At 60.9% G+C, this 23,882-nt stretch carries 24 protein-coding genes; 19 read left to right on the top strand and 5 right to left on the bottom strand.

The features are described 5' to 3' along the window. Window positions 1-2: 2 nt before the first annotated feature. The 10 genes from WMQ00_RS05230 (at window position 3) to WMQ00_RS05185 (ending at window position 7,983) form a co-directional block, all read left to right on the top strand. Window positions 3-959, top strand: a complete 957-nt coding sequence (locus WMQ00_RS05230; protein ID WP_340440743.1) for a cutinase family protein — start codon at window positions 3-5, stop codon at window positions 957-959. Further along, the gene (nadD, locus tag WMQ00_RS05225; protein ID WP_023020946.1) at window positions 956-1,573 is read left to right on the top strand and encodes a nicotinate-nucleotide adenylyltransferase; all 618 of its coding nucleotides are present in this window, start codon (window positions 956-958) and stop codon (window positions 1,571-1,573) included. The genes WMQ00_RS05230 and nadD overlap by 4 nt, the downstream gene beginning before the upstream one ends. 146 nt (window positions 1,574-1,719) lie before the next feature. Next, window positions 1,720-2,163 carry a ribosome silencing factor gene (gene rsfS / locus WMQ00_RS05220; RefSeq protein ID WP_179387589.1) on the top strand — a complete coding sequence of 148 codons (444 nt, stop codon included), beginning with the start codon at window positions 1,720-1,722 and terminating at the stop codon, window positions 2,161-2,163. A 6-nt stretch (window positions 2,164-2,169) separates the two neighbouring features. Further along, window positions 2,170-2,868 carry a histidine phosphatase family protein gene (locus WMQ00_RS05215; RefSeq protein WP_200288743.1) on the top strand — a complete coding sequence of 233 codons (699 nt, stop codon included), beginning with the start codon at window positions 2,170-2,172 and terminating at the stop codon, window positions 2,866-2,868. Then, window positions 2,868-3,743: a DegV family protein gene (locus WMQ00_RS05210; RefSeq protein ID WP_023020949.1), complete on the top strand. Its 876-nt coding sequence runs from the start codon at window positions 2,868-2,870 to the stop codon at window positions 3,741-3,743. Before WMQ00_RS05215 ends, WMQ00_RS05210 begins: the two co-directional genes overlap by 1 nt. Window positions 3,744-3,842: 99 nt before the next feature. Continuing rightward, the gene (locus tag WMQ00_RS05205) at window positions 3,843-4,529 is read left to right on the top strand and encodes a ComEA family DNA-binding protein (RefSeq protein WP_200288744.1); all 687 of its coding nucleotides are present in this window, start codon (window positions 3,843-3,845) and stop codon (window positions 4,527-4,529) included. Window positions 4,530-4,547: 18 nt separating this feature from the next. Next, window positions 4,548-5,960 carry a ComEC/Rec2 family competence protein gene (locus WMQ00_RS05200; protein ID WP_340440742.1) on the top strand — a complete coding sequence of 471 codons (1,413 nt, stop codon included), beginning with the start codon at window positions 4,548-4,550 and terminating at the stop codon, window positions 5,958-5,960. A gap of 1 nt (window position 5,961) precedes the next feature. Next, window positions 5,962-6,939 (top strand): DNA polymerase III subunit delta, encoded by a 978-nt coding sequence (gene holA / locus WMQ00_RS05195; protein WP_340440741.1) that lies wholly within the window; start codon window positions 5,962-5,964, stop codon window positions 6,937-6,939. Window positions 6,940-6,949: 10 nt separating this feature from the next. Beyond that, on the top strand, window positions 6,950-7,339 hold the full coding sequence (locus WMQ00_RS05190) for an ankyrin repeat domain-containing protein (protein WP_023020953.1): 390 nt from the start codon (window positions 6,950-6,952) through the stop codon (window positions 7,337-7,339). Next, complete coding sequence (locus WMQ00_RS05185; RefSeq protein WP_023020954.1) at window positions 7,336-7,983, top strand: LysE family translocator; 648 nt, start codon at window positions 7,336-7,338, stop codon at window positions 7,981-7,983. The genes WMQ00_RS05190 and WMQ00_RS05185 overlap by 4 nt, the downstream gene beginning before the upstream one ends. Here WMQ00_RS05185 and WMQ00_RS05180 read toward each other — a convergent pair. Next, window positions 7,980-9,332, bottom strand: coding sequence for a type II restriction enzyme (locus WMQ00_RS05180; RefSeq protein ID WP_340440740.1), 1,353 nt, complete (start codon window positions 9,330-9,332; stop codon window positions 7,980-7,982). The two genes, WMQ00_RS05185 and WMQ00_RS05180, sit on opposite strands and share 4 nt — an antisense overlap. Beyond that, window positions 9,325-10,167: a DNA adenine methylase gene (locus tag WMQ00_RS05175; protein ID WP_023020956.1), complete on the bottom strand. Its 843-nt coding sequence runs from the start codon at window positions 10,165-10,167 to the stop codon at window positions 9,325-9,327. The genes WMQ00_RS05180 and WMQ00_RS05175 overlap by 8 nt, the downstream gene beginning before the upstream one ends. Window positions 10,168-10,498: 331 nt before the next feature. Between WMQ00_RS05175 and WMQ00_RS05170 the strand changes: the two genes are divergently transcribed. Next, window positions 10,499-11,077: a TetR/AcrR family transcriptional regulator gene (locus WMQ00_RS05170; RefSeq protein ID WP_023020957.1), complete on the top strand. Its 579-nt coding sequence runs from the start codon at window positions 10,499-10,501 to the stop codon at window positions 11,075-11,077. An 84-nt stretch (window positions 11,078-11,161) separates the two neighbouring features. Here WMQ00_RS05170 and rpsT read toward each other — a convergent pair whose 3' ends face one another. Beyond that, entirely contained in the window at window positions 11,162-11,425 is a 264-nt protein-coding gene (gene rpsT / locus WMQ00_RS05165; protein WP_023020958.1) for a 30S ribosomal protein S20, read from the bottom strand. A 228-nt stretch (window positions 11,426-11,653) separates the two neighbouring features. Beyond that, entirely contained in the window at window positions 11,654-12,190 is a 537-nt protein-coding gene (locus WMQ00_RS05160; RefSeq protein ID WP_023031165.1) for a type II toxin-antitoxin system PemK/MazF family toxin, read from the bottom strand. Window positions 12,191-12,208: 18 nt separating this feature from the next. Between WMQ00_RS05160 and lepA the strand changes: the two genes are divergently transcribed. From lepA to efeB, 4 genes are all read left to right on the top strand, one after another. Then, window positions 12,209-14,059 carry a translation elongation factor 4 gene (gene lepA / locus WMQ00_RS05155; RefSeq protein WP_023020960.1) on the top strand — a complete coding sequence of 617 codons (1,851 nt, stop codon included), beginning with the start codon at window positions 12,209-12,211 and terminating at the stop codon, window positions 14,057-14,059. Window positions 14,060-14,318: 259 nt separating this feature from the next. Then, window positions 14,319-16,283 carry a phospholipase C gene (locus tag WMQ00_RS05150; protein ID WP_023020961.1) on the top strand — a complete coding sequence of 655 codons (1,965 nt, stop codon included), beginning with the start codon at window positions 14,319-14,321 and terminating at the stop codon, window positions 16,281-16,283. Between the two features lie 3 nt (window positions 16,284-16,286). Then, window positions 16,287-17,450, top strand: a complete 1,164-nt coding sequence (locus tag WMQ00_RS05145) for an EfeM/EfeO family lipoprotein (RefSeq protein ID WP_340440739.1) — start codon at window positions 16,287-16,289, stop codon at window positions 17,448-17,450. Further along, window positions 17,450-18,730: an iron uptake transporter deferrochelatase/peroxidase subunit gene (gene efeB, locus WMQ00_RS05140; protein WP_200288748.1), complete on the top strand. Its 1,281-nt coding sequence runs from the start codon at window positions 17,450-17,452 to the stop codon at window positions 18,728-18,730. Before WMQ00_RS05145 ends, efeB begins: the two co-directional genes overlap by 1 nt. A 79-nt stretch (window positions 18,731-18,809) precedes the next feature. Here efeB and WMQ00_RS05135 read toward each other — a convergent pair whose 3' ends face one another. Beyond that, window positions 18,810-19,799, bottom strand: coding sequence for an HNH endonuclease signature motif containing protein (locus tag WMQ00_RS05135; protein WP_317001067.1), 990 nt, complete (start codon window positions 19,797-19,799; stop codon window positions 18,810-18,812). Window positions 19,800-19,956: 157 nt separating this feature from the next. Here WMQ00_RS05135 and WMQ00_RS05130 point away from each other — a divergent pair, with 157 nt between their 5' ends. From WMQ00_RS05130 to WMQ00_RS05115, 4 genes are read left to right on the top strand one after another with little or no spacing between them, the layout of a single operon-like run. Beyond that, window positions 19,957-21,333, top strand: a complete 1,377-nt coding sequence (locus WMQ00_RS05130) for a M20 metallopeptidase family protein (RefSeq protein WP_316327770.1) — start codon at window positions 19,957-19,959, stop codon at window positions 21,331-21,333. Window positions 21,334-21,375: 42 nt separating this feature from the next. Beyond that, complete coding sequence (locus WMQ00_RS05125) at window positions 21,376-22,596, top strand: sensor histidine kinase (RefSeq protein ID WP_200288750.1); 1,221 nt, start codon at window positions 21,376-21,378, stop codon at window positions 22,594-22,596. Continuing rightward, window positions 22,593-23,204, top strand: coding sequence for a hypothetical protein (locus tag WMQ00_RS05120; protein ID WP_200288751.1), 612 nt, complete (start codon window positions 22,593-22,595; stop codon window positions 23,202-23,204). The genes WMQ00_RS05125 and WMQ00_RS05120 overlap by 4 nt, the downstream gene beginning before the upstream one ends. After that, on the top strand, window positions 23,201-23,866 hold the full coding sequence (locus WMQ00_RS05115; RefSeq protein ID WP_340440738.1) for a response regulator transcription factor: 666 nt from the start codon (window positions 23,201-23,203) through the stop codon (window positions 23,864-23,866). Before WMQ00_RS05120 ends, WMQ00_RS05115 begins: the two co-directional genes overlap by 4 nt. Window positions 23,867-23,882: the final 16 nt, after the last annotated feature.

Here is a 23,882-nt window from a genome sequence, read left to right as displayed (position 1 = left end):
CCATGATTCGATCTGCTTTCTTCCGTGCCGCCGTCGCCCTAAGCGCCTCGGCGGCGCTTGCCGTTTCTATAGCCCCCGCCGCCGCCACCGCGAATGCTGCCCCGGTCGTGCCCCAGGCAGCAGCACAATCCGCCCCATCGCCGCAGCCTGCTGGGTGTCCCGAGTTCGTTGTTTTGGCTGCTCGTGGCTCCGACCAGAATGAGGAATACGGCGAGTATTTCGGACCGCAGCAGTATTCGCCGCATGCCGCGCCGTCGAATGGCTATGAAGGGGCAAACCTCTCCGCGCTTTTTCATCTAGTGGAAAAACGCCATCCCGGCACGATGGATAAAGTCCATGTCCTCGCCCTTGACCCCCAGGCATACCCGGCGTCAATGAACCTGCCGCCGCTGGCGCAGGAAGGTGAACAGTTGAATCCGCTCCAGCTTATTCGCCGCCTCGGTGGGGTAGTGATGGAGCATCCGTTGCACGAGCTGGCGTATTCGGTCACCGTTGGTTTTGTACATAGTTTGCGCACCGGCATGGTCAACGCTCCGCGCGTGGTGGAAAAGTATGAGCGCGAAACAGGCTGCCAGCCGCGCTATATTACGGCTGGCTACTCCCAAGGCGCCATTGTCGCTACCAGCGCGGAGCGCTACCTTGCGCAACGAGGCAAGCTCGCGGGGGCAGTTTACCTGGGCAATCCCCTCAGCCGTCCCCACGGTATGGCGGGCTGGCTACCGCAGCATTTGCTCTTACAACCTGCGGCATTGCCGGACTCGCGCCGCCTTAACTATTGCTTGGACGGAGACTTCGTTTGCGACCTGAACCTCGCCTCCGCCCACGACGCGCTGGCTACCAAGGCAGCTCGCCATGCTTCTTATTTTGTAGAGCCCTCGCTTGGCGACGCCGCTTTTGCCGACTCCCTCGCCACCTTGCTTACTCCCTCCTCGGCCGGGGACTATAATCACCACCCATGACTAGCCCACAGCGCATTGGCATCATGGGTGGCACCTTTGACCCCATCCACAACGGTCACTTGGTAGCCGCCAGTGAGGCCGCGCATCGCTTTGCCCTCGATAGCGTCATCTTTGTGCCCACAGGTCAGCCTTGGCAGAAGTCTCACCGCGAGGTCACTGCGGCCGAGCACCGCTACTTGATGACGATGGTGGCAACCGCATCCAATCCGCGTTTTACCGTCTCGCGGGTAGATATTGACCGCGAGGGGCCTACCTATACCATCGATACGCTGCGGGATCTGCGTAAGCTTTTCCCAGAAGCGGAGTTCTATTTCATTACCGGCGCCGATTCTCTGGCCTCCATTATGAGCTGGCATAACTGGGAAGAGATGCTGGAGATGGCGCACTTCGTGGGGGTTACCCGCCCAGGATACGAATTAAGCGCTGATATGCTGCCTGCCGATGCGCAAGAGGATATTGACCTCATCGATATCCCCGCCATGGCCATTTCCTCCACCGCGTGCCGCGAGCGCTCTGCCCAAGGCCAGCCCGTGTGGTACCTCGTACCGGATGGAGTGGTGCAGTACATCACCAAAAACAATCTCTACGGTCCCAACCCGGACAAGCCCCTGTAGAAACTTTCACGGCCTTTCCCAGATTTTGGGCACGGGCCTGCTAAACGTGCAAGAATAGATTCTCACTAGAGATAGTTCATTTCGAATGCACTCAGACGCGAAAAGGGAATTTATACACATTGTCTACTTCTGATCTCGCCCGCAGCATGGCAGAAACCGCGGCACACGCGGCGCAAGAAAAGTTAGCCACCAATATCGCGGCTATTGATGTCTCCGATGTCCTCGCAATTACTGAGGTCTTCGTGCTGGCTTCTGCAGATAACGAGCGCCAGGTGGGCTCCATTGTGGATGAAGTCGAAGATGAGATGACCAAGCAGGGCTTTGAACCGCAGCGCCGTGAAGGTAACCGCGAAAATCGCTGGGTGCTGCTGGATTACGGCAATATCGTCGTCCACGTCCAGCGCAATGACCAGCGCGAGTTCTACGGCTTGGACCGCCTTTACCATGATTGCCCGGCACTGGAGATTGAGGGCATCGAAGCCCCGGAGCGTCCGGGCGAATGGACCAATGGCGTCAACCCGCGTGAGGTAGATTCCATCGACGAGCTCCCACTGGCCGATAAGGTCCCAGGTGAGGACGAGGAGCTTTAAACCCATATGAGTCGCCGCCTGATCCTGATCCGCCACGGACAAACTACCTATAACGCCACCGGCCGCATGCAAGGCCACTTGGATACCGAGCTGTCTGAGCTGGGCTATGAGCAGGCCCGCGCTGCCGCGCGCCTGCTCCAGGATCAGGGCGTGTCCAAAATCGTTGCCTCCGATCTCATTCGTGCGAAGGAAACCGCCCGCGTCGTCGCCGAAGCCCTCGGCGTGGACTTCAGCACGGATGCCCGCCTGCGCGAAACTCACTTGGGCCAGTGGCAGGGCAGAACCTCTGCTGAGGTAGATGCGGAGTTTCCAGGCGCGCGCGCCATTTGGCGCCACGATCCCACCTGGGCCCCGCCGGAGGGGGAGTCTCGCGTGGACGTGGCTGAGCGTGCCCGCCCCGTCATCGATGAGCTCATGGAAGACTTTGCCGGCTGGGACGCCGGCCCCGTCCTCATCGTGGCCCATGGCGGGGCCATCTCGGCGCTTACCTGCCACCTGCTTGGCCTTGACCACGCGCAGTACGGGATCCTTTCGGGGCTGAAGAATACCCACTGGTCGCAGCTGACTGCTCGCCCGGACTTTAACCCGGCAGCGCCGCTGTCCTCGCTAGACTTCACCCCAGATAATGTGGGTAATGCCCAGTGGTACTTCGACGGTTGGAATATGGGCGGCGAGGTCACCGGGGATGGCGGGGCGGATATCTAGTGGCGGTTCGCGTCATTACGGATTCCGCTGCGGGCCTGCCCCGGGAGCTGGCGGAGCAGCTATCCATCACCGTCATTGACCTCCACCTCATGGAACGCCACGGCAAGGATGGCTTGGAGCAATCTACTTCGGGATTAAGCGCGCTGGAGCTGGCAGCCGCCTATGGCCGCGAAATGGAGCGCTCTCAGGATGATGGCGTGGTGGCCATACACCTATCCAAAGAGCTTTCTTCCACCTACTCCGCCGCAGTGACTGCTTCGGGCGTTTTCCCGCACACGGTGCGGGTGATTGATTCCGGGTCGGCCGGCATGGCGATGGGTGCGGCCGCCATGTCCGCAGCCAAGGTCGCCTCCCGCGGAGCCGGCTTGGAGGAGTGCTACGCTGCGGCCATGGACACCCTCAAGCGTGCGGCTACCTGGGTGTACCTGCATTCCACGGAGGATCTGCGCCGCTCCGGCCGCCTTTCGCCGGCCACAGCCGTGTTATCTACGGCGCTTTTGGCCACCAAGCCGATCATGTCGATTAACCGCGGCAAGCTGGAGCTGGTGGGAAAAACCCGCACCCAGACCAAGGCTTTTACCAAGCTAGTAGACCTCATTGCCTCCCGCGCCAACGGGAAGCCGGTCTTCGTCGCCATCCAGCACAACCACGCCGAAGGCGCGGCCGCCAAGCTGGAGGCGCTGCTTGAAGCGGCCCTGCCGCAGGGCTCGTCCTTTATCTGCACCCCGCTTAACGACGTCCTCTCCGTCCACGTCGGCCCCTCCGCCATCGGCGTATCTGCGGTGTTTAGCTCGGAGCCTCCCGCCGATCCAGCGCATCCTCACACGCGTGGTCGACCACGCGCCTTCCCACCGCGCCGTTCTGTGGATAACTAGGCCCAGTGCGCCGGGTTCGTTGACGTCCCCAACAAGTTATCCACAGCCCGCCTTCGCTGTACCTACTGCCTTAGCGCCCACGGCTTTATTCTCAGCGCCATGGCGGCACCCAAGATTAGCGAACGACTCCGCGAATTTACCCAACCCACCGGTGAGGAAGAGCTCCTCGCCGTCGATTATCCTCGCCCGCGTCTGCGCATTAGCCCGTGGCAAGCCTGCGCCGTGGCGGTCATTCTCGTCGTCGGCGTGGTGGCGTGGCTTGGCATCAACGCCCGCTCCGATGAATCCTCGGGCATGCCCGAGCCTGCGGCAATAAGCGGTGATTCTGGCACTGCACCCAGTGCAGAGCCCAGTGAAATCATCGTCTCTGTCATTGGCGAGGTGGCCGAGCCCGGCTTGCAGACCCTCGAGCCCGGCGCGCGCGTCGCCGATGCCCTCGACGCCGCTCAACCCCTTCCCGGTGCAGACACAATCGCGCTCAACCATGCCCAGCGGCTTTCCGACGGCCAGCAGCTCCACATCCTTCCCTCCGGCGCCGCCCCACCTCCCGCACCCGGCGAACCAGCCCCATCCGGCGGAAACGGCATCAGTACCGGCGGCGTGAGCCTGAATAACGCCACCGCGGAGGAACTTACAGAACTCAAGGGCGTTGGTGAGGTCACCGCGCAAGCTATCGTGGCGTACCGCGAGGAACATGGCGGCTTCCAAGATATTGAGGAATTACTCGAGGTCACCGGCATCGGACCGGCGAAGCTAGCGCAGCTTAAAGACCAGGTCCAGCTCTAAGCTGAGTACGAGCACGCGATGCGAGAACTGCGGCTCGTCCCCGGCGCGGCCACCGCTTGGCTGGCTGTCGTTGCTGTGCTGCTAGGCGGCCGTGGCTGGGCAATCTTTATCATTGCGGCGGTCGTCGGGTGCTGCCTGATCGCCCGCCAATGGGGCCAAGCGCTATTTTCCGGAATGGTCGCGACAGCCGCGGCGCTGGTTGCCGCGGTGCGCCAGGCCCGTGCCGCTGCGTTCGACCTCGGCACCGAGGTTACCGGCCGCCTGACCACCGCGCCGACGCAGACCAGCACGGGCGGCTGGCTGCTCAAGCTCAAGGTGCCAGGGTATCCGACTCAACTGCCGGTCTTTAGCTCGGAACCGGTCCCGGCCGCTGCGGGCGCCGAACTCACGGCCAGGGTGGAGGTGAGGGAGTCGGATAGGGCGGGCGTCGGAAAGCTCAGCGCCACTGCCACAGACGTGCAGGTAACCGGTGAGCCCGAAGGCCTAGCCGGCTGGGCGGCCCACGTGTCCGACACATTTCGCGCGCTGGTTGTAGATACCGTCGGTCCTTCTAGCCAGGGCCTGATTCCTGGCATGGTGCTCGGCGATACTAGCCTGCAAAGCTCTTCAGAGCGCGACCTGTATATCATCACCGGCCTTTCGCACTTAAGCGCAGTTTCCGGTGCAAATGTCGCCATCGTGTGCTCCGCCGCAGCCATGGTCTGCGCCGCCTTCGCGCTGGGGCCACGCGCCCGCGTGGCTGCCTCTCTGTGTGCTTTGGCCACCTATGTTGTGCTCGTGGGTTTTGAGCCCTCCGTCCAGCGCGCGGCCGTGGCTGGGCTGGTGGGGCTGCTCGCCGTGCTTAATTCCACGCGCATGGAGCCGATTCATGCTCTTAGCCTCGGCATCATTGCCCTGCTCTTCGTGGATTCCGACCTCGCCGTGCACTTTGGTTTCGCACTTTCTTGCGCGGCGACGCTCGGCATCGTGGCGCTTAGCCCGCTCATTTATAAACACTTGGCCACAACCGGCTGGCCCGCCATTTTTCTGCGCGCGGTCGCTGTGGCCATTGCCGCCGATATCGTTACCCTCCCGCTAGTCGCACTCATGTCCGGCGAGGTCTCCGTGGTCTCCGTGTTGGCCAATATCCTGGTTGAGCCCGCCACCGTGCCGATTACCATCGTGGGGCTTATCGCCGCCGTCTTCGCCCAGCTCGGTCCACTCGATGTGCTAGGTGCGGGCTTGCTGCGCCTTATAGAACCCTTTTCGTGGTGGATTAATACCATCGCCCACGGCGTGGCCCACCTTCCGGTGGTCACCATCCCCGCTAGCCCGCTTTTTACGCTGCTTGCCTACGCCTGGATCATTGCCGGCCTCCTCTATCACCGCCCCTGGCTGACTCTGGCGCTGACGCTAGCGGGCATCGCCTGGCTCGGTGTGGCGGCAGGTTAGAATGGCGGGCATGCCTCCAGTACACCTCATCCTCGGCGACGATGAATTCCTCACCGAACGCGCCCGCCTGCAGATCCAGCGCGCCGCGGCCGAGGAGACTGGACCCACCGGTGCTCGCCCCGAGCTGACCAAGCTTAAAGCTTCCGAAGTCTCCGAGGGCGAAATCCTCGAGGCCACTAGCCCCTCTCTTTTTGGAGATAGCCGCGTCATCGTCATCAGTGACTGCGAGCGAGCCGGCAAGGAAGTAGTCGATATCATCCTGCGTGCCTGCGCGAACCCCGCGCCGGGCATGACCATGGTCATCATCTACTCCGTGACGGCCAAGACCCTAAAGAAAAAGAAGAAGCAACCTGAACTGGTGGCCAAGCTGCGCAAGATTGCCGAGGTTCACGAAGTCTTCTCGCTCTATCCCAATGAGCTGGGGCAGTGGGCCACCCGCGAATTCTCCTCCCACGGTGTGCGCCCGACCCCGGACGTCATCCATGCCGTGCTCGAAGGCGTGGGCTCTGACCTACGCGAGCTGGCCTCTGCCATCTCCCAGTTGGTGTCCGATACCGGCGGCAACGTCACCCGCGAGGCCGTGCAGAACTACTACGTCGGCGTGGCCGAGGTTGCCAATTGGGATATTGCCGATGCCGCCGTTGCCGGCCGCGTCGAAGCCGCCGTGTCCACCTGCCGCCGCGCCCTGCAGCTTGGCGCCAGCCCCGTGGCGATTGCCGCAGCGCTAGCCAATAAGGTCGGAGCCGTAGCCCGCCTGTATTCCGCCCGCGGGGACCAGTATTCTTTAGCTAGCCAAACCGGCCTAGCGCCCTACGTGGTCAAGATGACCCAGCCGGTGGCTCGCCGCTGGTCCGCCGATAATGTCACCAAGGCCGTCATCCTCGTCTCGGAACTCGATGCCGCCGTCAAAGGCCAAGGCGGTGAGCCCGAATTCGCCATAGAGGCGGCCGTCAAACGAGTCGCGGAACTGGCGCGATAAGCTAGAAGCTATGTCTGAGACGCAAGTGCAGGAATTCGCCGGTCGGCTCTTTGACATGGCACGCGAGGGCAGCTTGGACCTCCTGGCCTATATCGACCACGGCGTAAATATTGACCTCGTGAACCAGGACGGCCAGTCCTTCCTCATGCTCGCGGCCTATCACGGCCACGCCGAGCTGGTTACCGCACTTGCTCGCGTCGGCGCGGACGTTAATCTGCTCAATGACCGCGGTCAATCACCCCTGGCCGGTGCCATTTTCAAAAAGGAAGATGCGGTCATCGACGCCCTCTTGGCCGCCCACGCCGACCCTGCCGCCGGCCATCCCTCCGCGCTGGAGTCTGCCCGCATATTTGGCCGCGAGGACCTCATCCCGCGCCTAGAAAGCGAGGCAGGGGAGTGACCTGGACGTCCTTTTTCACCCTCTTGTTGATGAATCTGGTGGGCGTTGCTTCGCCCGGACCCGACATTATTTTGGTGACCCGCTACGCCACCCGCTCGCGGCGCCACGCCATAGCCGCAGCCGCCGGCATCCAAATCGGCGTGCTCTTTTGGTGCACCGCCACCGTTTTCGGCGCCGCAGCGCTGCTGACGGCTTTTCCGGAAATTTTGGGAGCGGTTCAGGCCGTTGGTGGCTGCTTCCTGGTGTTTATGGGTTCGCGCGCCTTGCGCAGCGGCATCGCCCAGCGCGCCAACCCGCCGGTGGATCTGGAAGACGCCGCCGCGCAACTCGGGCGCCTGCGCTCTGCCTTCAAGGTCGGCTTGGCGACGAATATGTCCAACCCGAAAATCGTGCTTTTCCTCGCCGCGATGATCGCCCCGCTGCTTCCCGCCAGCCCTCCCATCTGGTTGGCCATCGGGTTGACGCTGTCCTTATCGCTTTCGGCCTTCCTCTTTTTCCTCGTCGTTGCCACGGTAATTTCTACCAACGCCGTGCGCCGCAAGCTCATCGCCGCTGGTCCGTGGATCGATATCGGCTCGGGCCTGTTTTTCATTATCGCCGGCATCGTCCTTATTGTCTCCGGCGCGCAGAACCTCCTGCACTAAAACAGCCGCGGCATTCCCTCCGCCACCGTGTCGAGCACCCACTGGGTCCAGCGGGCGACGGTGGAGGCGCGCCGCCGGGACGTCGCTAAGCTCAGGCCCAGGTCATCCATCGCCGCAATAACTTCCGCGGTGCTGGCGACCGCGCCGCGAGCCAAGCTGAGTTCGAGCACCTCGCGAAATACCCGCCGCGCCGCCAACGTCCGTATAAGCGCTGCATTTCGGGCATCGCGCTGCGGCTGCTCGATAATTCTCCTCCCGCGCTCGGTGGGCTCCCAGGCCTCATCCACCGGCACCGCCAACCCCAGGTAGCGCGCGGCGTTGGCATAATAGTCCGCCTGCCGCGGATCGAAATCATAGCGCTGAGTAATCTCTGCCTTACTCAGCGGCTGCAGCGCCATGAGCTCCAAGAGGTTGACCACCCGCTCAAAGTTATTGGCCTGCGGAAAGGGCACCTCCGGCTCGGCCTCAGGCTCCACCGCCCGAACGATATCCAGCGCCGCCTGCGCATCCAGGTGCGAGGCCGACAGTGCGTAGCGGGCGCTATCGACCAGCGCAATGCTGCGAAAATCGGCCGGATCCCTAAATTCATAGCGGTATAAATGGAAAATGCCATTGGAATACACCAGGTAGACCGGCACCACTTCCTTTGCCAGGCGCTGTTGGAAGCGCCGGTAGGGAAAATATAGCTGCCGGATATTGAAATCATCCGAGAGGTGATTTTTCGCCTCCACCAGCACTAGATGCTCGAGCGATTCAAAACCGCCGTCGATTTCCATCTGTGCGCGGTCCACCGCCACCTCCACGCCCAGGTCCGGTAGCCGCACCTGCATCTCGCGCGTGGACATGCGGCCTGCCACCGTAGCTTGCAAAGGCCCGCAGGCCAGAAAGTCTTCTAGCATCCCGCTTGCCGACGCCCCATTTAACGCCACCGCCTCCGAGCTCACCCCCTCCAACGAGAGGGTATCTAGACCCGCTGGCAGCTGCAGCGTACGTACCTCCCCTCGCTGTGCCTGCGGAAACTTCTCGTAGAGGTTGAACCGGCCCACCAAGTATTCGCTGCGGCTTACCGGCACGATGCCGAGCTGCAGGCGCTGAAAGATCCAAGGCCGCGAGGTGGAAAAATCATGCTTGGCCATCAACCGTGGCTGCCGAGCAGAGATTTTCTCCACTTCCCGCGCGCTGATGAAAAAATACCCGCGCCGTTCCAATTCTTCGCCGTAGCCAGCCGCCAAGATGCGCAGCCAACCCCAGTCATTAACGCCTAGCTTCACCGACTCCGGAACGCCAAAACGTGCCCGCAGCTCCTCCTGCAGCTCCCGCCCCGCGTGCGCCTTCGGCCCGCTAGTCACCGCTGACCTCATAATTGCGCACCAGTACCTCATCGACCTTGCCGCGCTTCGAAGCGACGGAATTGATCGCCCGCGTTGCCCCCACGATGCCTACCTCATAATCCGCATAGAGCTCTCGGATGAACTCGGTGGCCGAATTCGACAGCAGAAACTTTGCCCCGCGTTCGTCCAACTCATCGCAGACCTCTTTGAGCCGTTCTTGCTCCGCGCGGTCAAAGCCGCCCTTTTGATAGCCGGTAAACGAGCTCGTCACATTGACTGGGTCATAGGGCGGGTCGAAATAGACAAAATCGCCTTCGCCTGCTTCTGCCACCGCTGCGGCGAAATCGCCTTGGGAAAAGATCACCTCATTTTCCGCAAAATAGCGGTGCACCGCACGCAGCGTGTCTTCATCGCAAATGGTGGGATTCTTATAGCGCCCGAACGGCGCATTAAATTGACCTGCCGTATTCACGCGATACAGACCGTTATAGCAGGTGCGGTTGAGATACAGCGTTCGTGCAGCACGCTCGATGGGGGAGAGGGCGGCAAACCGCTTCGCATCCCTGTCCACTGCGCGCAGCGCATAGAAGAACTCCGCCTCATTGGGATAGCTCACGAGTTCTGCAATGAGCTCGTCGACGCCGCCGCGTACCACCTCATATAGGTTGATGAGCTCAGCATTGAGATCATTGACCCGTGCGCTTGCTGGTTGGAGCGAGAAAAGCACCGCGCCGCCACCGATGAAGGGCTCATAAAACCGCCGCGGGACATCCGCCGGTAGGGCGGCGTGGATATGTGGCAAGAGCTGGCGCTTTCCGCCCGCCCATTTCACCAGTGGCTTAACGTTTTTCATCGTTGACTCATCTTAGCGGCCCTACCCGACACGAGCACCATTGGGCTTTCGAACGTGCGGGCGGATAACTGGAGCGGAGGGCTGGCCGTACAGGTACTTTGGTTGTCTAACATCACAGCTTTGTTAAATAGTTCTATGACGGGCCTAAACGTACGGCCATGCCGGTAGTAAATTCTTCCCGTGCGCACGGCTGTTTCCATAGTCGAATATTAGGTAATAAAATCACCCCAAACGCCTTAGTTTGTAGGGAAATACCATTTTCACCTAAAGATTTAAGGGTTTAGAAAACGAAAGTAAGGCCCTTAGAGCGTCGGGACAGAAAGGGGCATTTATGCCGCGTATATCACAAATCCGAGTCGCTGCGCTCAACCTCGTCATCGAAGCCGGATACGGCGGGTTTACTATGGAGGAACTCGCCCAAAAGGTAGGCGTTTCCCGCCGTACCCTTTTTAATTACATAAAAGACAAAGAATCGGCAGTTTTAGGTCCCGAATTTTCGGAGGAACTAGAGCACCAATTTCAGAATTTCGCCGCCGGACTGCCCACCGGAAGCCTGCGCGAAGATTCTGAAATCGTGGCCAAAGCCGTATTTGACCGCGCCGTGGGTGATGAGTTCTTCCCCGAAATTTCCCAGCTGACGGCCAAGGCACTAGCTAAGGATACGAAGCTGCGTGCCCTGTATTACCAGCGCAATAGCCGCACTATTGAGCGCCTCCGCCAAGCCGTGCAGGCCCGTGAGGGTTGGAAATCCTCCGATCCGCGCCTCACGCCGACCGTCAACATCATCCACACCCAGTTTCTGACCGCCTTCGAGATTTTTGTGGAAACCCGTGGAGGAACGTCGCTTAGTGAAGCCTTCCGCAACGCCGGCGCCATCTTCGAAGATTATTTCAACGACGAACTGGCCTAAGCCTCACTGCTCGGGTCTACGCTAAGAAAATCCCCCGGTGCGCTCCGTAGAGTGCGACCGGGGGGATTGTCAGTGCAATGGCTCTTAGTCCATCTTATTGAACGCGGAAGCCATGCCGGACTTCTTGTTGGCTGCAGTGTTGCGGTGGAAGACACCCTTGGACACGGACTTGTCCAGGGCGCGAGATGCCACGCGCAGCTGCTTCTCAGCTGCAGCCTTGTCGCCAGTGGCAACGGCCTCGCGGAACTTGCGGATCTCGGTACGGACGGCGGAGCGAACGCCCTTGTTGCGGCGGCGTGCCTTCTCGTTGGTGATAACGCGCTTCTGCTTGGACTTGATATTTGCCATGAAAAGATACCTCTTAGTAATCGAAAGTGATTGACATAGAAACCGACCTGCTCGGACTATTCCCGCGGCCAGCAATCGCTGGCACGCTCGGCGCTGGTATTCGAAGAGCGAACCCAAGGTCCTGCCCGCCCCGACCAACGCGCCCGGCAAGTAAGTAACCAACATACAATAGCAGTACCGAACCCGACCTGCCAAAACTCTCAGCATGGTCGCCGTCTGTGCGACTGGTTAGGCCCAGTGGTAGCGCGCGCGTAACCTATTCGCGATTCTTTCGAACCGGCGTTCGGGAAAAAGTGTGCCTTGTCGGCGCACCTGCTCTTCGGAAACCTCCAGCAAGCGGTCGAGGCGCACCCAGCAATCGCACCCGGATTCGTCCCACTCGCCGGCGCCGATTTCCAGCCAGGCGTCGTCAAGCGCATGCTTCGGGTTGGGGGAGATAAGCAAACCCATCACCGTGGTGCGCGTGCGGCCGACAACCAGGATGGCGCGCTCACGCGGCGGGGCCTGCTTGCCTTCGGCCGGGGCCCATACCCAGACCACCTCGCCGGAATCAGCCTGGCCATCCATATCGGGGGAGAAAAATATGGAGCGGGGGTGAGAGGCGGTGGCCTCGACTCGGATATCAGCGGCCTTACGCGGCTCGTGGAACTCGTCCGACCTATCCAGCCCCAACCGGGAATTAATGCGGGTCAGGCCGGTGTCTATAGGCTCGCGCTCGCTGATTCCCAGCGCTTGGCGCAGTCGGGTGAGCATGGCGCTTTTCATGTCGACTATTGTAGACGTATGTCTGAAAACTTTGCGGCCACGACGTTTACGGATCCCGCCCGAATCCGAAACTTCTGCATTATTGCTCACATCGACCACGGCAAGTCGACGCTGGCGGACCGCATCCTGCAGCTATCCAAGGTGGTTGCGGAGCGCGATATGCGTGACCAGTTCCTCGATAATATGGACATCGAACGCGAACGCGGTATCACCATTAAGGCGCAGAACGTACGCCTGCCCTGGGTACCCCAGTCCGGTCCGGACGAAGGGGAGCAGATCGTCCTCCAGATGATCGATACCCCCGGCCACGTGGACTTTACCTACGAGGTCTCCCGCGCCCTCGAGGCGTGTGAGGGTGCCATCTTGCTTGTCGACGCCGCCCAGGGCATCGAAGCCCAAACCCTTGCCAACCTGTACCTGGCGATGGAAAACGACCTGGAAATCATCCCGGTCCTCAATAAAATCGACCTGCCGGCCGCCGACCCGGAAAAGTACGCGCTGGAAATCGCCAATATCATCGGCTGCGAGCCAGAAGAGGTCCTGCGCGTATCCGGCAAGACCGGCGAGGGTGTGGTCGAGCTGCTGGACAAGGTCTGCGAGTTGGTGCCGCCGCCGTCCTCCGAGTTCGACGCGGATGCGCCGGCCCGCGCCATGATTTTTGACTCCGTCTATGACACCTACCGCGGCGTTGTCACCTATATCCGCATGGTCGATGGCAAGCTCACCCCGCGCCAGAAGGTCACCATGATGTCGACCAACGCTAACCACGAGCTGCTCGAAATCGGCATCGTGTCCCCCACGATGCAAAAGTGTGAAGGCTTGGGCCCCGGCGAGGTGGGCTACCTCATTACCGGCGTAAAGGACGTGCGCGAGACCAAGGTGGGCGATACCGTCACTTGGTCCAACGGCGGCGCCGAAACTCCGCTTAAGGGCTATAAGGACCCGGACCCAATGGTCTATTCCGGCCTTTTCCCCATCTCCCAGGCCGATTTCCCAGACTTGCGCGATGCTTTGGAAAAGCTGCAGCTTAACGACGCCTCCTTGACCTTCGAGCCCGAAACCTCCGTCGCCCTCGGCTTTGGTTTCCGCTGCGGGTTCTTGGGCCTATTGCATATGGAAATTACCCGCGACCGCTTGGAGCGCGAGTTCGGTCTCGACCTAATTTCCACCGCGCCGTCGGTGACCTACCGCGTGGTGGCCGAAGACGGCGAAGAAAAGTGGGTTCACAACCCGTCGGACTGGCCGGAAGGAAAGCTTAACGAGGTCTACGAGCCGGTGGTGAAGATGACCGTCATCGTGCCCGAGCAATTCGTCGGCCCCACCATGGAGCTCTGCCAGTCCAAGCGCGGCCAGATGGGCGGCATGGATTACCTTTCCGAGGACCGCGTGGAACTGCGCTACACCATGCCGCTTGGTGAAATCATCTTCGACTTCTTCGATATGCTCAAGTCCCGCACCAAGGGCTACGCCTCGTTGAACTATGAAGAGGCCGGCGAGCAGCTCGCGGACTTGGTCAAGGTCGATATCCTGCTCAACGGCGACCCGGTCGACGCCTTCTCCGCCATCGTCCACCGCGATTCCGCCCAGTGGTACGGCAATAAGATGACCAAGAAGCTTAAAGAGCTCATCCCGCGCCAGCAGTTCGAGGTGCCGGTGCAAGCGGCCATTGGTTCGAAGATCATTGCCCGCGAGAACATCCGGGCCATGCGCAAGGACGTGCTGGCCAAGTGCTACGGCGGCGATATCTCCCGTAAGCGCAAGCTGCTGGAGAAGCAGAAGGCCGGTAAGAAGCGCATGAAGACGCTGGGCTCCGTCTCGGTGCCGCAAGAGGCTTTCGTGGCTGCGCTGTCTACCGACGCCGACGATTAACCCCGTACCCCCTATTGGCAAAGTGGAGCCGAATAGATTCTTAACATTTCGTTAACGGCTCCCGGGGTGCGGCCGGCAAAAGTTCAAAGTGAGCTGCTTCTATAGGGCGTCCCCACGGCCGGGGACGCCCTTTTAATCTAGTTGCAGTCGGTGTTTTGGCGGCGTTAAATTTCGATTCGAAAGCGACCGATGACTCGCCTGGTGAGCCACAGCCACTTTCGACCTGCCCCGCAAATTCTTGACCAAGGTTGGATTTTTAATGAAGCTTCGCTCTCGCGCTGTGGCCCTTTGCGCCGCCGCAGCCGCCACTACGTCCCTTGTCCCCGGCGTTGCCCAGGCAGCCACCACGACCCCAATTGAACACGTCGTTGTCATTTACTCGGAGAATATTTCCTTCGACCACTACTTTGGCACCTACCCAAACGCCCTGAATAAGGACGGCGAAAAGCTGCAGGGCAGCGACAAGGACGCCCCAAAATTTACCGCCAAGAAAGACACCCCCAAGGCGAAAAACCTCGAAAATGATGGCGTAATGGGGAACAAGAACCCCAACTCCGTCAAGCCTTTCCGCATCGGGCCAGACCATGCAGTAACTACGGACCAGAATCACCACTACGGCGATGAGCAGGCCGCATACAACGGCGGCAAGATGGACAAGTTCCCGGAGACTGTATCCACCGACATCGATAAGTCTTCCAACGGCTATTATGCCGTTCCAGGCATGACTATGGGCTATTACGACGGCAATACCGTCACCGGAATGTGGAACTACGCGCAAAACTTTGCGATGAACGACAATAGTTACTCCACTATCTTCGGCCCATCCACCCCAGGCGCGCTGAATCTGATTTCCGGAACCGTGGCCGGCGGGACCATGCATGACCCAGCCACGGGCGAGCAGAAGAAGATCGAACCTGGCAAGAACCACGCCCTCGCTGGGGTATCCGAAGATGGCAAGACCGCCACTGTTGTCGGCGACCCAGATCCGCTTTACGACGACTGCTCGAATAACTCTTCCGCCGGCACCAACCAGGTCACCGCGATGCACTCCAAGAACATCGGTGACCAGCTCAATGACAAGGACGTCACTTGGGGCTGGTTCCAAGGCGGCTTCCGGCCAACCGAGGAAGCTACAGACGACGCTCGCGCACGCTGCGGCGCCTCCCACACCACGCTGACCGGCCAGAACAAGACGGACTATAACCCGCACCACCAGCCGTTCCAGTACTACGCTTCCACCGCGAATCCGCACCACTTGGCGCCGTCGAGCGATGACATGATCGGCAAGACTGACCGCGCCAATCACCAGTACGATCTGCAGGACTTCGATACCGCTCTGGAGCAGGGCAACCTGCCGGCCGTGTCCTTCCTGAAGGCTGCCAACTACCAAGACGGACACGCCGGTTACTCCAACCCGCTAGACGAGCAGGCCTTCATCACCCATTACATCAATGAGCTGCAAAATTCCCCAGAGTGGGATTCCACCGCGGTCGTTATCGCCTACGATGACTCCGATGGCTGGTACGACCACAAGGCCCCAGAAATCCGCAATGGTTCCAATGACCCGCACCAGGACAAAGAAATCTGCACCGCCGCCGCAGCAAAAGTAGGCGTTGCCGGCGGAAAGGACGGCCAGTGCGGGCCGGGTACCCGCCAGCCTTTGCTGGTTATCTCCCCATACGCGAAGACTAACCACATCGACTCCACTTACACCGAGCAGACTTCCGTCACCAAGTTCATTCAGGACAATTGGGGACTCGGCCGTCTAGGGGGCATTGCCTTTGACGAGCGCGCCGGCGAGCTCAACAACATGTTTGACTTCAACGCCGCCCACAAGGCCCCGAAGCTTTTCTTGAACGAGACCGACGGTACCGTGGCCAAGGACTACGCCTCCATTGAAAAGGTGGATAATTCCTCCCGCGCCGGCACCAACCTCAAGGACGTCGTCGAGGGCATGGACGACCCCAAGGTCACCGAACAGGGCGTTCCCGACATCACCAAGCTGCACCAAGATGCGAAGCCACAGCCCGGTGCGAATAAGCCCGATAATTCGAGTTCCAGTTCTTCCGCTGGTTCTTCTAAGGGCGGTATCATTGCGGCTATCCTTACGGCTCTGGGCGTCGGCGCAGGGGTTGTTGCTTGGTACATGAATGGCCACCCCGGCCTAGATCTGAAGAAGCTGCAAGATTTTAAGCTCCCGCCATTGCCCAACCTCCCGTTTTAATCAATGAAAACCTTCCATTTTGCCACCGCCGCGGTGCTTGCCATCGCGGCCATAGCTCCTACTGCCGTCGCCCAAAGCTCCTTGAGCTCTCTCGGTTCTAGCTCGTCTAGCTCGCGAGACTCGCGGCCGGCGGCGTCGACAAGCAAAAGCACGAAGCCGAAAGAACCACAGCTGAATGTGCGCGACGTGTATTCATGTCCTACGCCGGAGAAGGTACAGGGGCAGGCATCGTGGAAGGTCTATAACACCTCGGGGCTTGCGCTCACCGTCTACGTGGCAGATGATGCGGGCAACGCCTACCAGGTCCTCGAGCGTGTAGGCACCCCAGCCAAGCGCGCCTGGGCCCCGAAACTGCAGGACGGCACATACCACCTCACCTGCGTTTTCCACAATGATTCGGCCGTGAAATCTGATGATTTTGCGGTCACCGGTTCCACCATCACCGATGCTCCCAAGATGGTCCCCATTACTGACCGCGAGGTCGCGGCCGTGGCCATTCAGCAAGCGGACAGGCAGAAAAAGCGTGTGCCCGAGCTACAGAAGAAAGCCCACGCTCTTGCTAAAGCCACCTCGAAAGATCGCCGCGCTGCCCAAGCGGCCTACCTTGACTACCTCGAGACCTACCGATCCTTCGACGATTCCAGCGAGATGTGGCCGGGGCCCGGCTTGGAGGGATACATGGACGTCGAAAAGCTGCTGTGGTCCAGGCGCCCCGTCAAGGATGCGGCGAAGCCTGCCCGCGCGCTTGCCGACGCCGTCGATAAAACCGCCCGCGCCCTCGATACCTCCCATTTCGCCATTCCCGCCCCCGACTACGGGCTGCGCACCCATGAAGTAATGGAGGAATTCGAGCGCTTCGATATGCGCGGCGAACGCGATTTCGGCGCCCATGCCCTGCCCACCGTGCTGCGTGGCGATGTCATTTCAACCCGGCTGACGCTGGATGCCGTCCGCGCCCTTGTCGAGGGCCGTGGGCTCGATGCCTCGCCCATCTATGAGCAGCTGGATGAGCTTGACAAGCTCGCCGCAGAGTTCGATAAAAAATATGACACCGCTTTTGATAAGTGGTCCCAGAAGGACCGGATGCGTGTGCAGTCCGCCGTCGCGCGTGCCAATGAACTGCTTGCCCCTGTCGCCACGATGACCGTAGTCAGAAGGATGGATTAGTGCCCTGCCCGTTTAATTTTTCCCGCCGCTCGTTCCTCTCTGGGCTCGCGGCCACCGCCGCGCTTTCTGGCCCGGCAGCAGCTGCCAATGCGCAGTCCAGCCTCGCGGGCTCTTCCTTTGGTTCCTCTAAGCGAAGCGAAGGCGCTGCTGACCATGCTTCTCCATCGCCGCGCACCGAGGCGGACGCTCCGCTCGAACTTCCTTTCCACGGCGAGCACCAGCAGGGGATCGTGACCCCAGCCCAAAAGTATTCCGAGGTCGTCGCCCTCGATGTACAGTTCACCGAGAAATCGCGCTTAGAGAAGTTGCTTCGCACCGTGACTGAGCGCGCCCGCATTCTTACCTCCGGCGGCGCTACTGCGGCCGATGGCATTGGCTATCCCGCCGGCGATTCCGGGGAGCTAGGACCGCAGCTTCCCACCGATAGTTTGTCCATTACCCTCGCCGTGGGCAATTCGCTTTTCGACGACCGCTTCGGTCTTAAACCCCACAAACCCGTCCACTTAAGTTCCATGCAGGCTTTCGCCGATGACACGTTGGAGGAGGAGCTATGCCACGGCGACCTCGCCCTGCAGATTTGCGCCGACCAGCACGACACCGTCATTCACGCGCTGCGCGATATCTTGCGGCACACCCGTGGAGATGTGGCCGTGCGTTGGCGCCAAAACGGTTATATGAATGAACCGCGGCCGTCTGGCACCCAGCGCAACCACCTTGGGTTTAAAGACGGCATCGTCAATCCAGCCGAAAAGGATCAGGACAAGCTGGTTTGGGCCGGTACGGACGAGCCGGACTGGGCCGCCGGCGGCAGCTATATGGTGGTTCGCCTCATCGCTATGTATACGGAATTCTGGGATCGCATCTCCATTGCTGAGCAGGAGCAAATCTTCGGCCGCGACCGTGCAACCGGTGGCCCGCTTTCCGGTGGCGACGAATATGCCGAGCCCAACTACCTCGACGATGCCACCGGCGATGTCATTCCCACCGACGCGCATATTCGCCTGGCGAATCCGCGTACGCCAGAAACCGCGGACCAGCTCATGCTGCGCCGCGCCTATAACTACGACAATGGCGTGCGCGATAACGGCACCCTCGATGTCGGTCTCGTCTTTATCTGCTTCCAGCAGGACTTGGAGCGTCAGTTCATTACGGTGCAAAAGCGCCTCGAAGGTGAACCCCTAGCGGACTATATCCGACCCTATGGTGGTGGCTATTTTTATGCTTTGCCCGGCGTCGCTGATGACTCCGACTTTTTCGGCCGCTCCCTCCTCCAAGCCTAGAAATGCTTCACCGACTCGCACTGTGCGGGAAAGCCGTGTGATCTGGGAAGCGTCCGCCCAAAAAATGAGGGCAGGGTCTTCAGCTTGAATTGGCCCACGGCGGGACCCAGACTATTCGGCCCCGCCGCCGCGCTAACCGGCCGCGCACCGGCGGGGCGTTCGGGTCATCGTCATTGACGCCGTTGTGGTACGGACACGCCACACTGAGATTCGCCATATTGGTCTCGCCGCCGTGTTTCCACGCCCGCAGATGATGAATCTGGCACTTATCTGCCGGATAATTGCACTCGGCCCACGGGCACGTGGGGTTTTCCGCGCTCGCCATCAGCCGCTGCTTGTCCGAGGCATGCCGCGAGGTGCGATACAGGTTCACCGGTCCCTCATAGGGATGGACGAGCGTGACAAGTCCGCAGTCGGCAAGGCGCTTTTCCACCAGTTTGGCACCGCTGATTTCGGCCCCATTGGTCAACCGCAGCGTAATTTCCTCGCCTCCACCGTCGAGGATTTCATCTAATTCATCGAGCTGGATGATGATATTCGTCATCGCGGCAGGGCGAGCCGTGGCCCCGCCGCGGAAGAAAATATTCTCCACGGAATCCAAGGGTTTCTCTTCGCTGATGCTGGCGTGCAGGTCAGCGATGAAATCGGAATCACCGGTAATCGAAAGCGTCGACGGCCCGCCCTTGCGCCGCGTCATCCGCACCCCCTTCTCCGGCTGCCGCGGCGGATACATCTCCTTCAACCGCGTGCGGGCAAGATGCTCCACATCCCGGTCTGTCGCGCACAATTCAGCGCGCAGCGCCCACGCGTCCCGCTTGGATTTCGTGCGGGAGACGTACTTTTCGATGATCTTCAACGTCGCTAAGCAATGCTTAGTCGCCCGGCACGAGCGCTGCCGGCGGGTGAAGGAGGTGGGGCCAAAGTAGACGTCGGCAAGCGCGAGTAGGCTACGAGCTTCCTGCCGGGGCAGGCCCAGCCGACGCAGATCCGCCTCGCGCACGCCGGAGACCTCGCCGAGAAGCTCCATCGGCGAGGCAAGTTGGCGGGCGTAGTCCTGCAAGCGGGTCATGCCCGTGAGCATAAGACACCCCGCAAGGCCGCAGCAGCGCCCCCGCGTGAGCCTGTGGATAACTCGCCTCTCCCGTCACACCGCCCCCGAACCCACCCGGCAGCCTGTGGATAACCTGCGGTACCCTCGAATGCGAAAGCGAGAAAAGGAGCTCCCCATGTCTGACCCGACCAAGCGAATCCGTCCTACCAACCCCGGACGCCTGGCTGCCCCACGCCAGGCCCAGCAGCTGCCGCCCCTGCCGGTGACACGGGCGCGCATTGGCGAGCGGATGGCCACCGAGGTTTTCCAGGAAATGGGCGAGGGGATGCTCGAGGAGTTGCAGAACTTCCGCCGCGATCTGCACCGCAACCCAGAGATTGGCCTGGATCTGCCGCGCACGCAAAAGAAGGTCTTGGAAGCGCTCGAAGGCCTGCCGCTGGAGATTCACGTGGGTCAGGATCTGAGCTCAGTGGTCGCTGTGCTGCGCGGCGGCCAGCGCGGCGAGCGGCCGGTGTCGGTGCTATTGCGCGCGGATATGGACGCCCTCGAGGTACGCGAGCAGACCGGCAGCCCGTTTGCCTCGACGAATGGGTATATGCACGCCTGCGGACACGACCTGCACACCGCCGGCCTAGTGGGCGCGGCGCGGATTCTGTGCGAGCATCGCGCGGAGCTGCACGGCGATGTCACCTTTATGTTCCAGCCCGGCGAGGAAGGGCCGGGCGGCGCGCTGCCGATGATTGAAGAGGGCGTGCTCGATGCCGCTGGCCGACGCCCCATTGCCGCCTACGGCCTCCACGTTGGCCCGCAGGACCGCGGCACGTTCCACTATGTGCCCGGCCCGATGATGGCTAGCTCGTCCAACCTGACCATTACGGTGCTCGGCAAGGGCGGACACGGCTCCCGCCCGCATGACGCCATCGACCCGGTAGCGGCGCTGGCAGAGATCCAAATGTCGCTGCAGACCGCACTGACCCGCCGCTTCGATGCGCTCGAGCCCATCGTTATTACCGTGACTAACCTGTGGGCGGGTGATGGCGCGTATAACGCCATCCCGGAGCGCGCAGCTTTGGGCGCTACGGTGCGCGTGCTGCGGGATGAGAAGATCGACGCCGTGCGGCAGATGATTACGGAGGTCTCCAGCTCCGTCGCTGCTTCGCACCGGTGCACCGCACAGGTGGATTTCGAGGTCTTGTACCCCACCACCAAGACGAATCCGCGGGAAAATCAGTTCGCTGCTACCTTGTGGAGCCAGATGTTTGGCACCGAAAACGTCCAGCCTTTCGATGCCCCGATGATGGCCTCCGAAGACTTCGGCTACGTCCTCGCGCAAGTGCCGGGCACGTTTATGTGGATGGGCACGGCCAATCCAGACAAGCCCGAAAATGAGCGCGAGTGGAACCACTCGCCGATGATGCGCTTTGATGACTCGGTGCTGGGAATGCAGTCCGCGGCACTGGCGGCCGTCGCATTTGAGCGCTTGGCCACCGAAAACGAGCACCCGTCCGCGCAGACGAAGGCCATGCGCGATGCGGCCGGGGTGCAAAAATAATTCATCCCTAGGGATTATGGCCGCTGGCTTAAGCTTTAGGCCATGATCAGAACGAAGTGGAGCACGGCCGGTATCGTTGCCGCTTGTGCGGTGGCGAATTGGCTTATCGGCGTAGTACTGATGAGCATGGATATCGAGGAGTATTCACCGTCGTTTGAGGAGTACGGGCCCTATATCTGTACCGGTTTTGCGGTGGGCGTGGTGACGATTATCGCCCTGCCCTTTGCGTTAGAGCACCAGCCGCGCGAGCTTTCCGACGTCGACTATAGCGGCTCCACCCGTAGCTTCATCGCTGGCTGTATCGTGCTGCTGGGGTCGAGCTCCTATTTTGGTGCGGCTAGTGGAGTCGTGGCTTTCATTTCCATGGTCTCGCGCCGCTCGACTTCGCGCTCGGTGGCCGCAGTGGCGTGCTTCGTGGCGGCGTTTGCGATTGATGCGTTCTTCAACCCCTATATGGCCTGGGACGATATCGGATGGGTTGGTGCCATCTTCGTTGTGGTCGTGATAGTCGCGGGGTTATTGGTAGGCCAAAAGCGCGCCAATCTGCGCGAAAAGCGGTGGCGGGTGGAGCAGCAAGCCCGGATGAATCGCGAAGAGATGCGTGCCAAGGTAGAACGCGCGCGGCGAGAGGAGCGCGAGAATATCGCGCGGGACATGCACGATACGCTCTCGCATCGGCTGAGCCTTGTGGCCATTCATGCGGGTGCGCTGAGCTATCCGCGTGAAGGCGTGCCGGCCGAGTTCACAGACGCAGCGCGCACCATCCGCGCGGAGGCCCAGAACGCGGTAGAAGATTTGCGCACCGTCCTAAGCGCTCTACGTGAAGATCTTTCCCAGGATCCGCGCACCACCTTAGAAGAGCTAGTCGCGGCCGCGCAGGAGGCCGGCACGCAGGTGACCGTGACCTACGCGGACGGTGCCAGCCCGGATGTTTTTACTGGGCTATCCACGATGGCGCAGCACGCCGTGCACCGCGCAGTACAGGAGGGCCTGACCAATGCGCGCAAGCATGCCGCAGGCCAGCCGGTGAGCATCACGGTGTGCGAGGTGGCCGGTGAGGTGGGCGTCGAGATGCGCAACCCGCTCCCAGTGGCTAAGGCCGAGGAGCGCGCAGGTAGCGGCGTCGGCGGCTACGGGCTGGTGGGACTGCGCGAGCGTGTGGAGCTATCCGGCGGGCGCATGAATGTCCACGTCGGCGAAGAAGGCGAGGAATTTGGATGGAGTATCCGTTTACCGCTAGCGCGCCAGGAGGCCACGCAATGAGCGAAATGAGTTGGCAGTTGCGCCATCCCGATTACGGGCTCATGCGCATTGACCTAGAAGAAACCACGACCCGCGAGGGATGGACAGGAAAGTACTTAGACTCTAAGCGCAGTCTTTTTACCTCTATGGTCGACGGAACTTCGCGCAAGCTCAGCTATACCGATACCGATGCTTCGGCCTATAGCGTGGAATTCCTGCGCGGAAATAGCGATGATAATGCGCCCGAAGACGCAGATCGCATCGAGCTGGTGGAGCGCCGTGGCTATATCGTGCCACAGTTTCGCGGGCAAGGAGCGAGAGTGATGTTTGCGGCGGTGGGGGAGCCGGGCGTCGATAAGCGGCTGCATCGGGTGAACCTGTGGGCGTTGCTCTTGCAGACGGCGCTGACATTCATTGCGGCCACACTAGTCATCGAATTTTTCCCGAAATTCTTCGAAAAGATAAACGAGATTCTCGTGCCCTCGTTCCTCAACGGCGTAGTGGCAGGCCACGCCACTATAGTGCCGGTAGCGCTGGCGAGTCTTGTGGTGCTTACAGTGGCGTATACGCCCGTCGCGTCGAAGTTCTGGCGCGCGCGGTGGAATCAACCAGTGGGAAAGGAAGCATGATGGCCGACGCACTGCGTGTAGTGCTCGTCGACGACGAGGAGCTAGTCCGCAGCGGCCTGCGCCTGCTGCTATCCAATGCGCCCGATATTGAGGTCGTGGCCGAGGCGAGCAATGGCCGGGACGCGGTGGCTACCGTCCTCGATACGCAGCCCGATGTGGTGTTAATGGATATTCGTATGCCGGTCATGGATGGCATCGCGGCCGTGGAGAAGATTCTATCGGTCCACGCCGTGCCGATAATCATGCTTACGGCCTTTGATACCGATTCCTTTATTTTGCGGGCCCTGCGCGCTGGGGCAGCCGGGTTCTTGCTTAAGTCGACGCCACCGGAATCGCTCATGGCGGCCGTGCGTGCGGCCGCGGCGGGGCAGCCGCTGTTGAGCCCGCAGGTCGTCGACAAGCTGGTAGGCATGCAAAGCCCCGCGCTTTCCGACGCCCATTCACACCACGCCCGCACCGCCCGTACCCGGCTTTCCACTTTGAGCTCGCGCGAGCGGGAGATCGCCGGGTTAGTAGCCCAAGGCTTGAATAATCAAGAAATCGCCGAGCAACTGGTGGTGTCCATGGCGACGGTGAAGTCGCATATGCAGCATATTTTGAAAAAGATCGGCGGCACCAGCCGCGTGCACATCGCCATTATGGTCTTAGAGGCGCGTGGCTAAGGCCGGAGAATCCTCC

Source organism: Corynebacterium sp. KPL2825, from assembly GCF_037908445.1.
GTDB lineage: Bacteria > Actinomycetota > Actinomycetes > Mycobacteriales > Mycobacteriaceae > Corynebacterium > Corynebacterium kefirresidentii.
The sequence above is the reverse complement of the archived record's forward strand: the minus strand, read 5'-3'. Positions and strand labels throughout refer to the sequence as shown.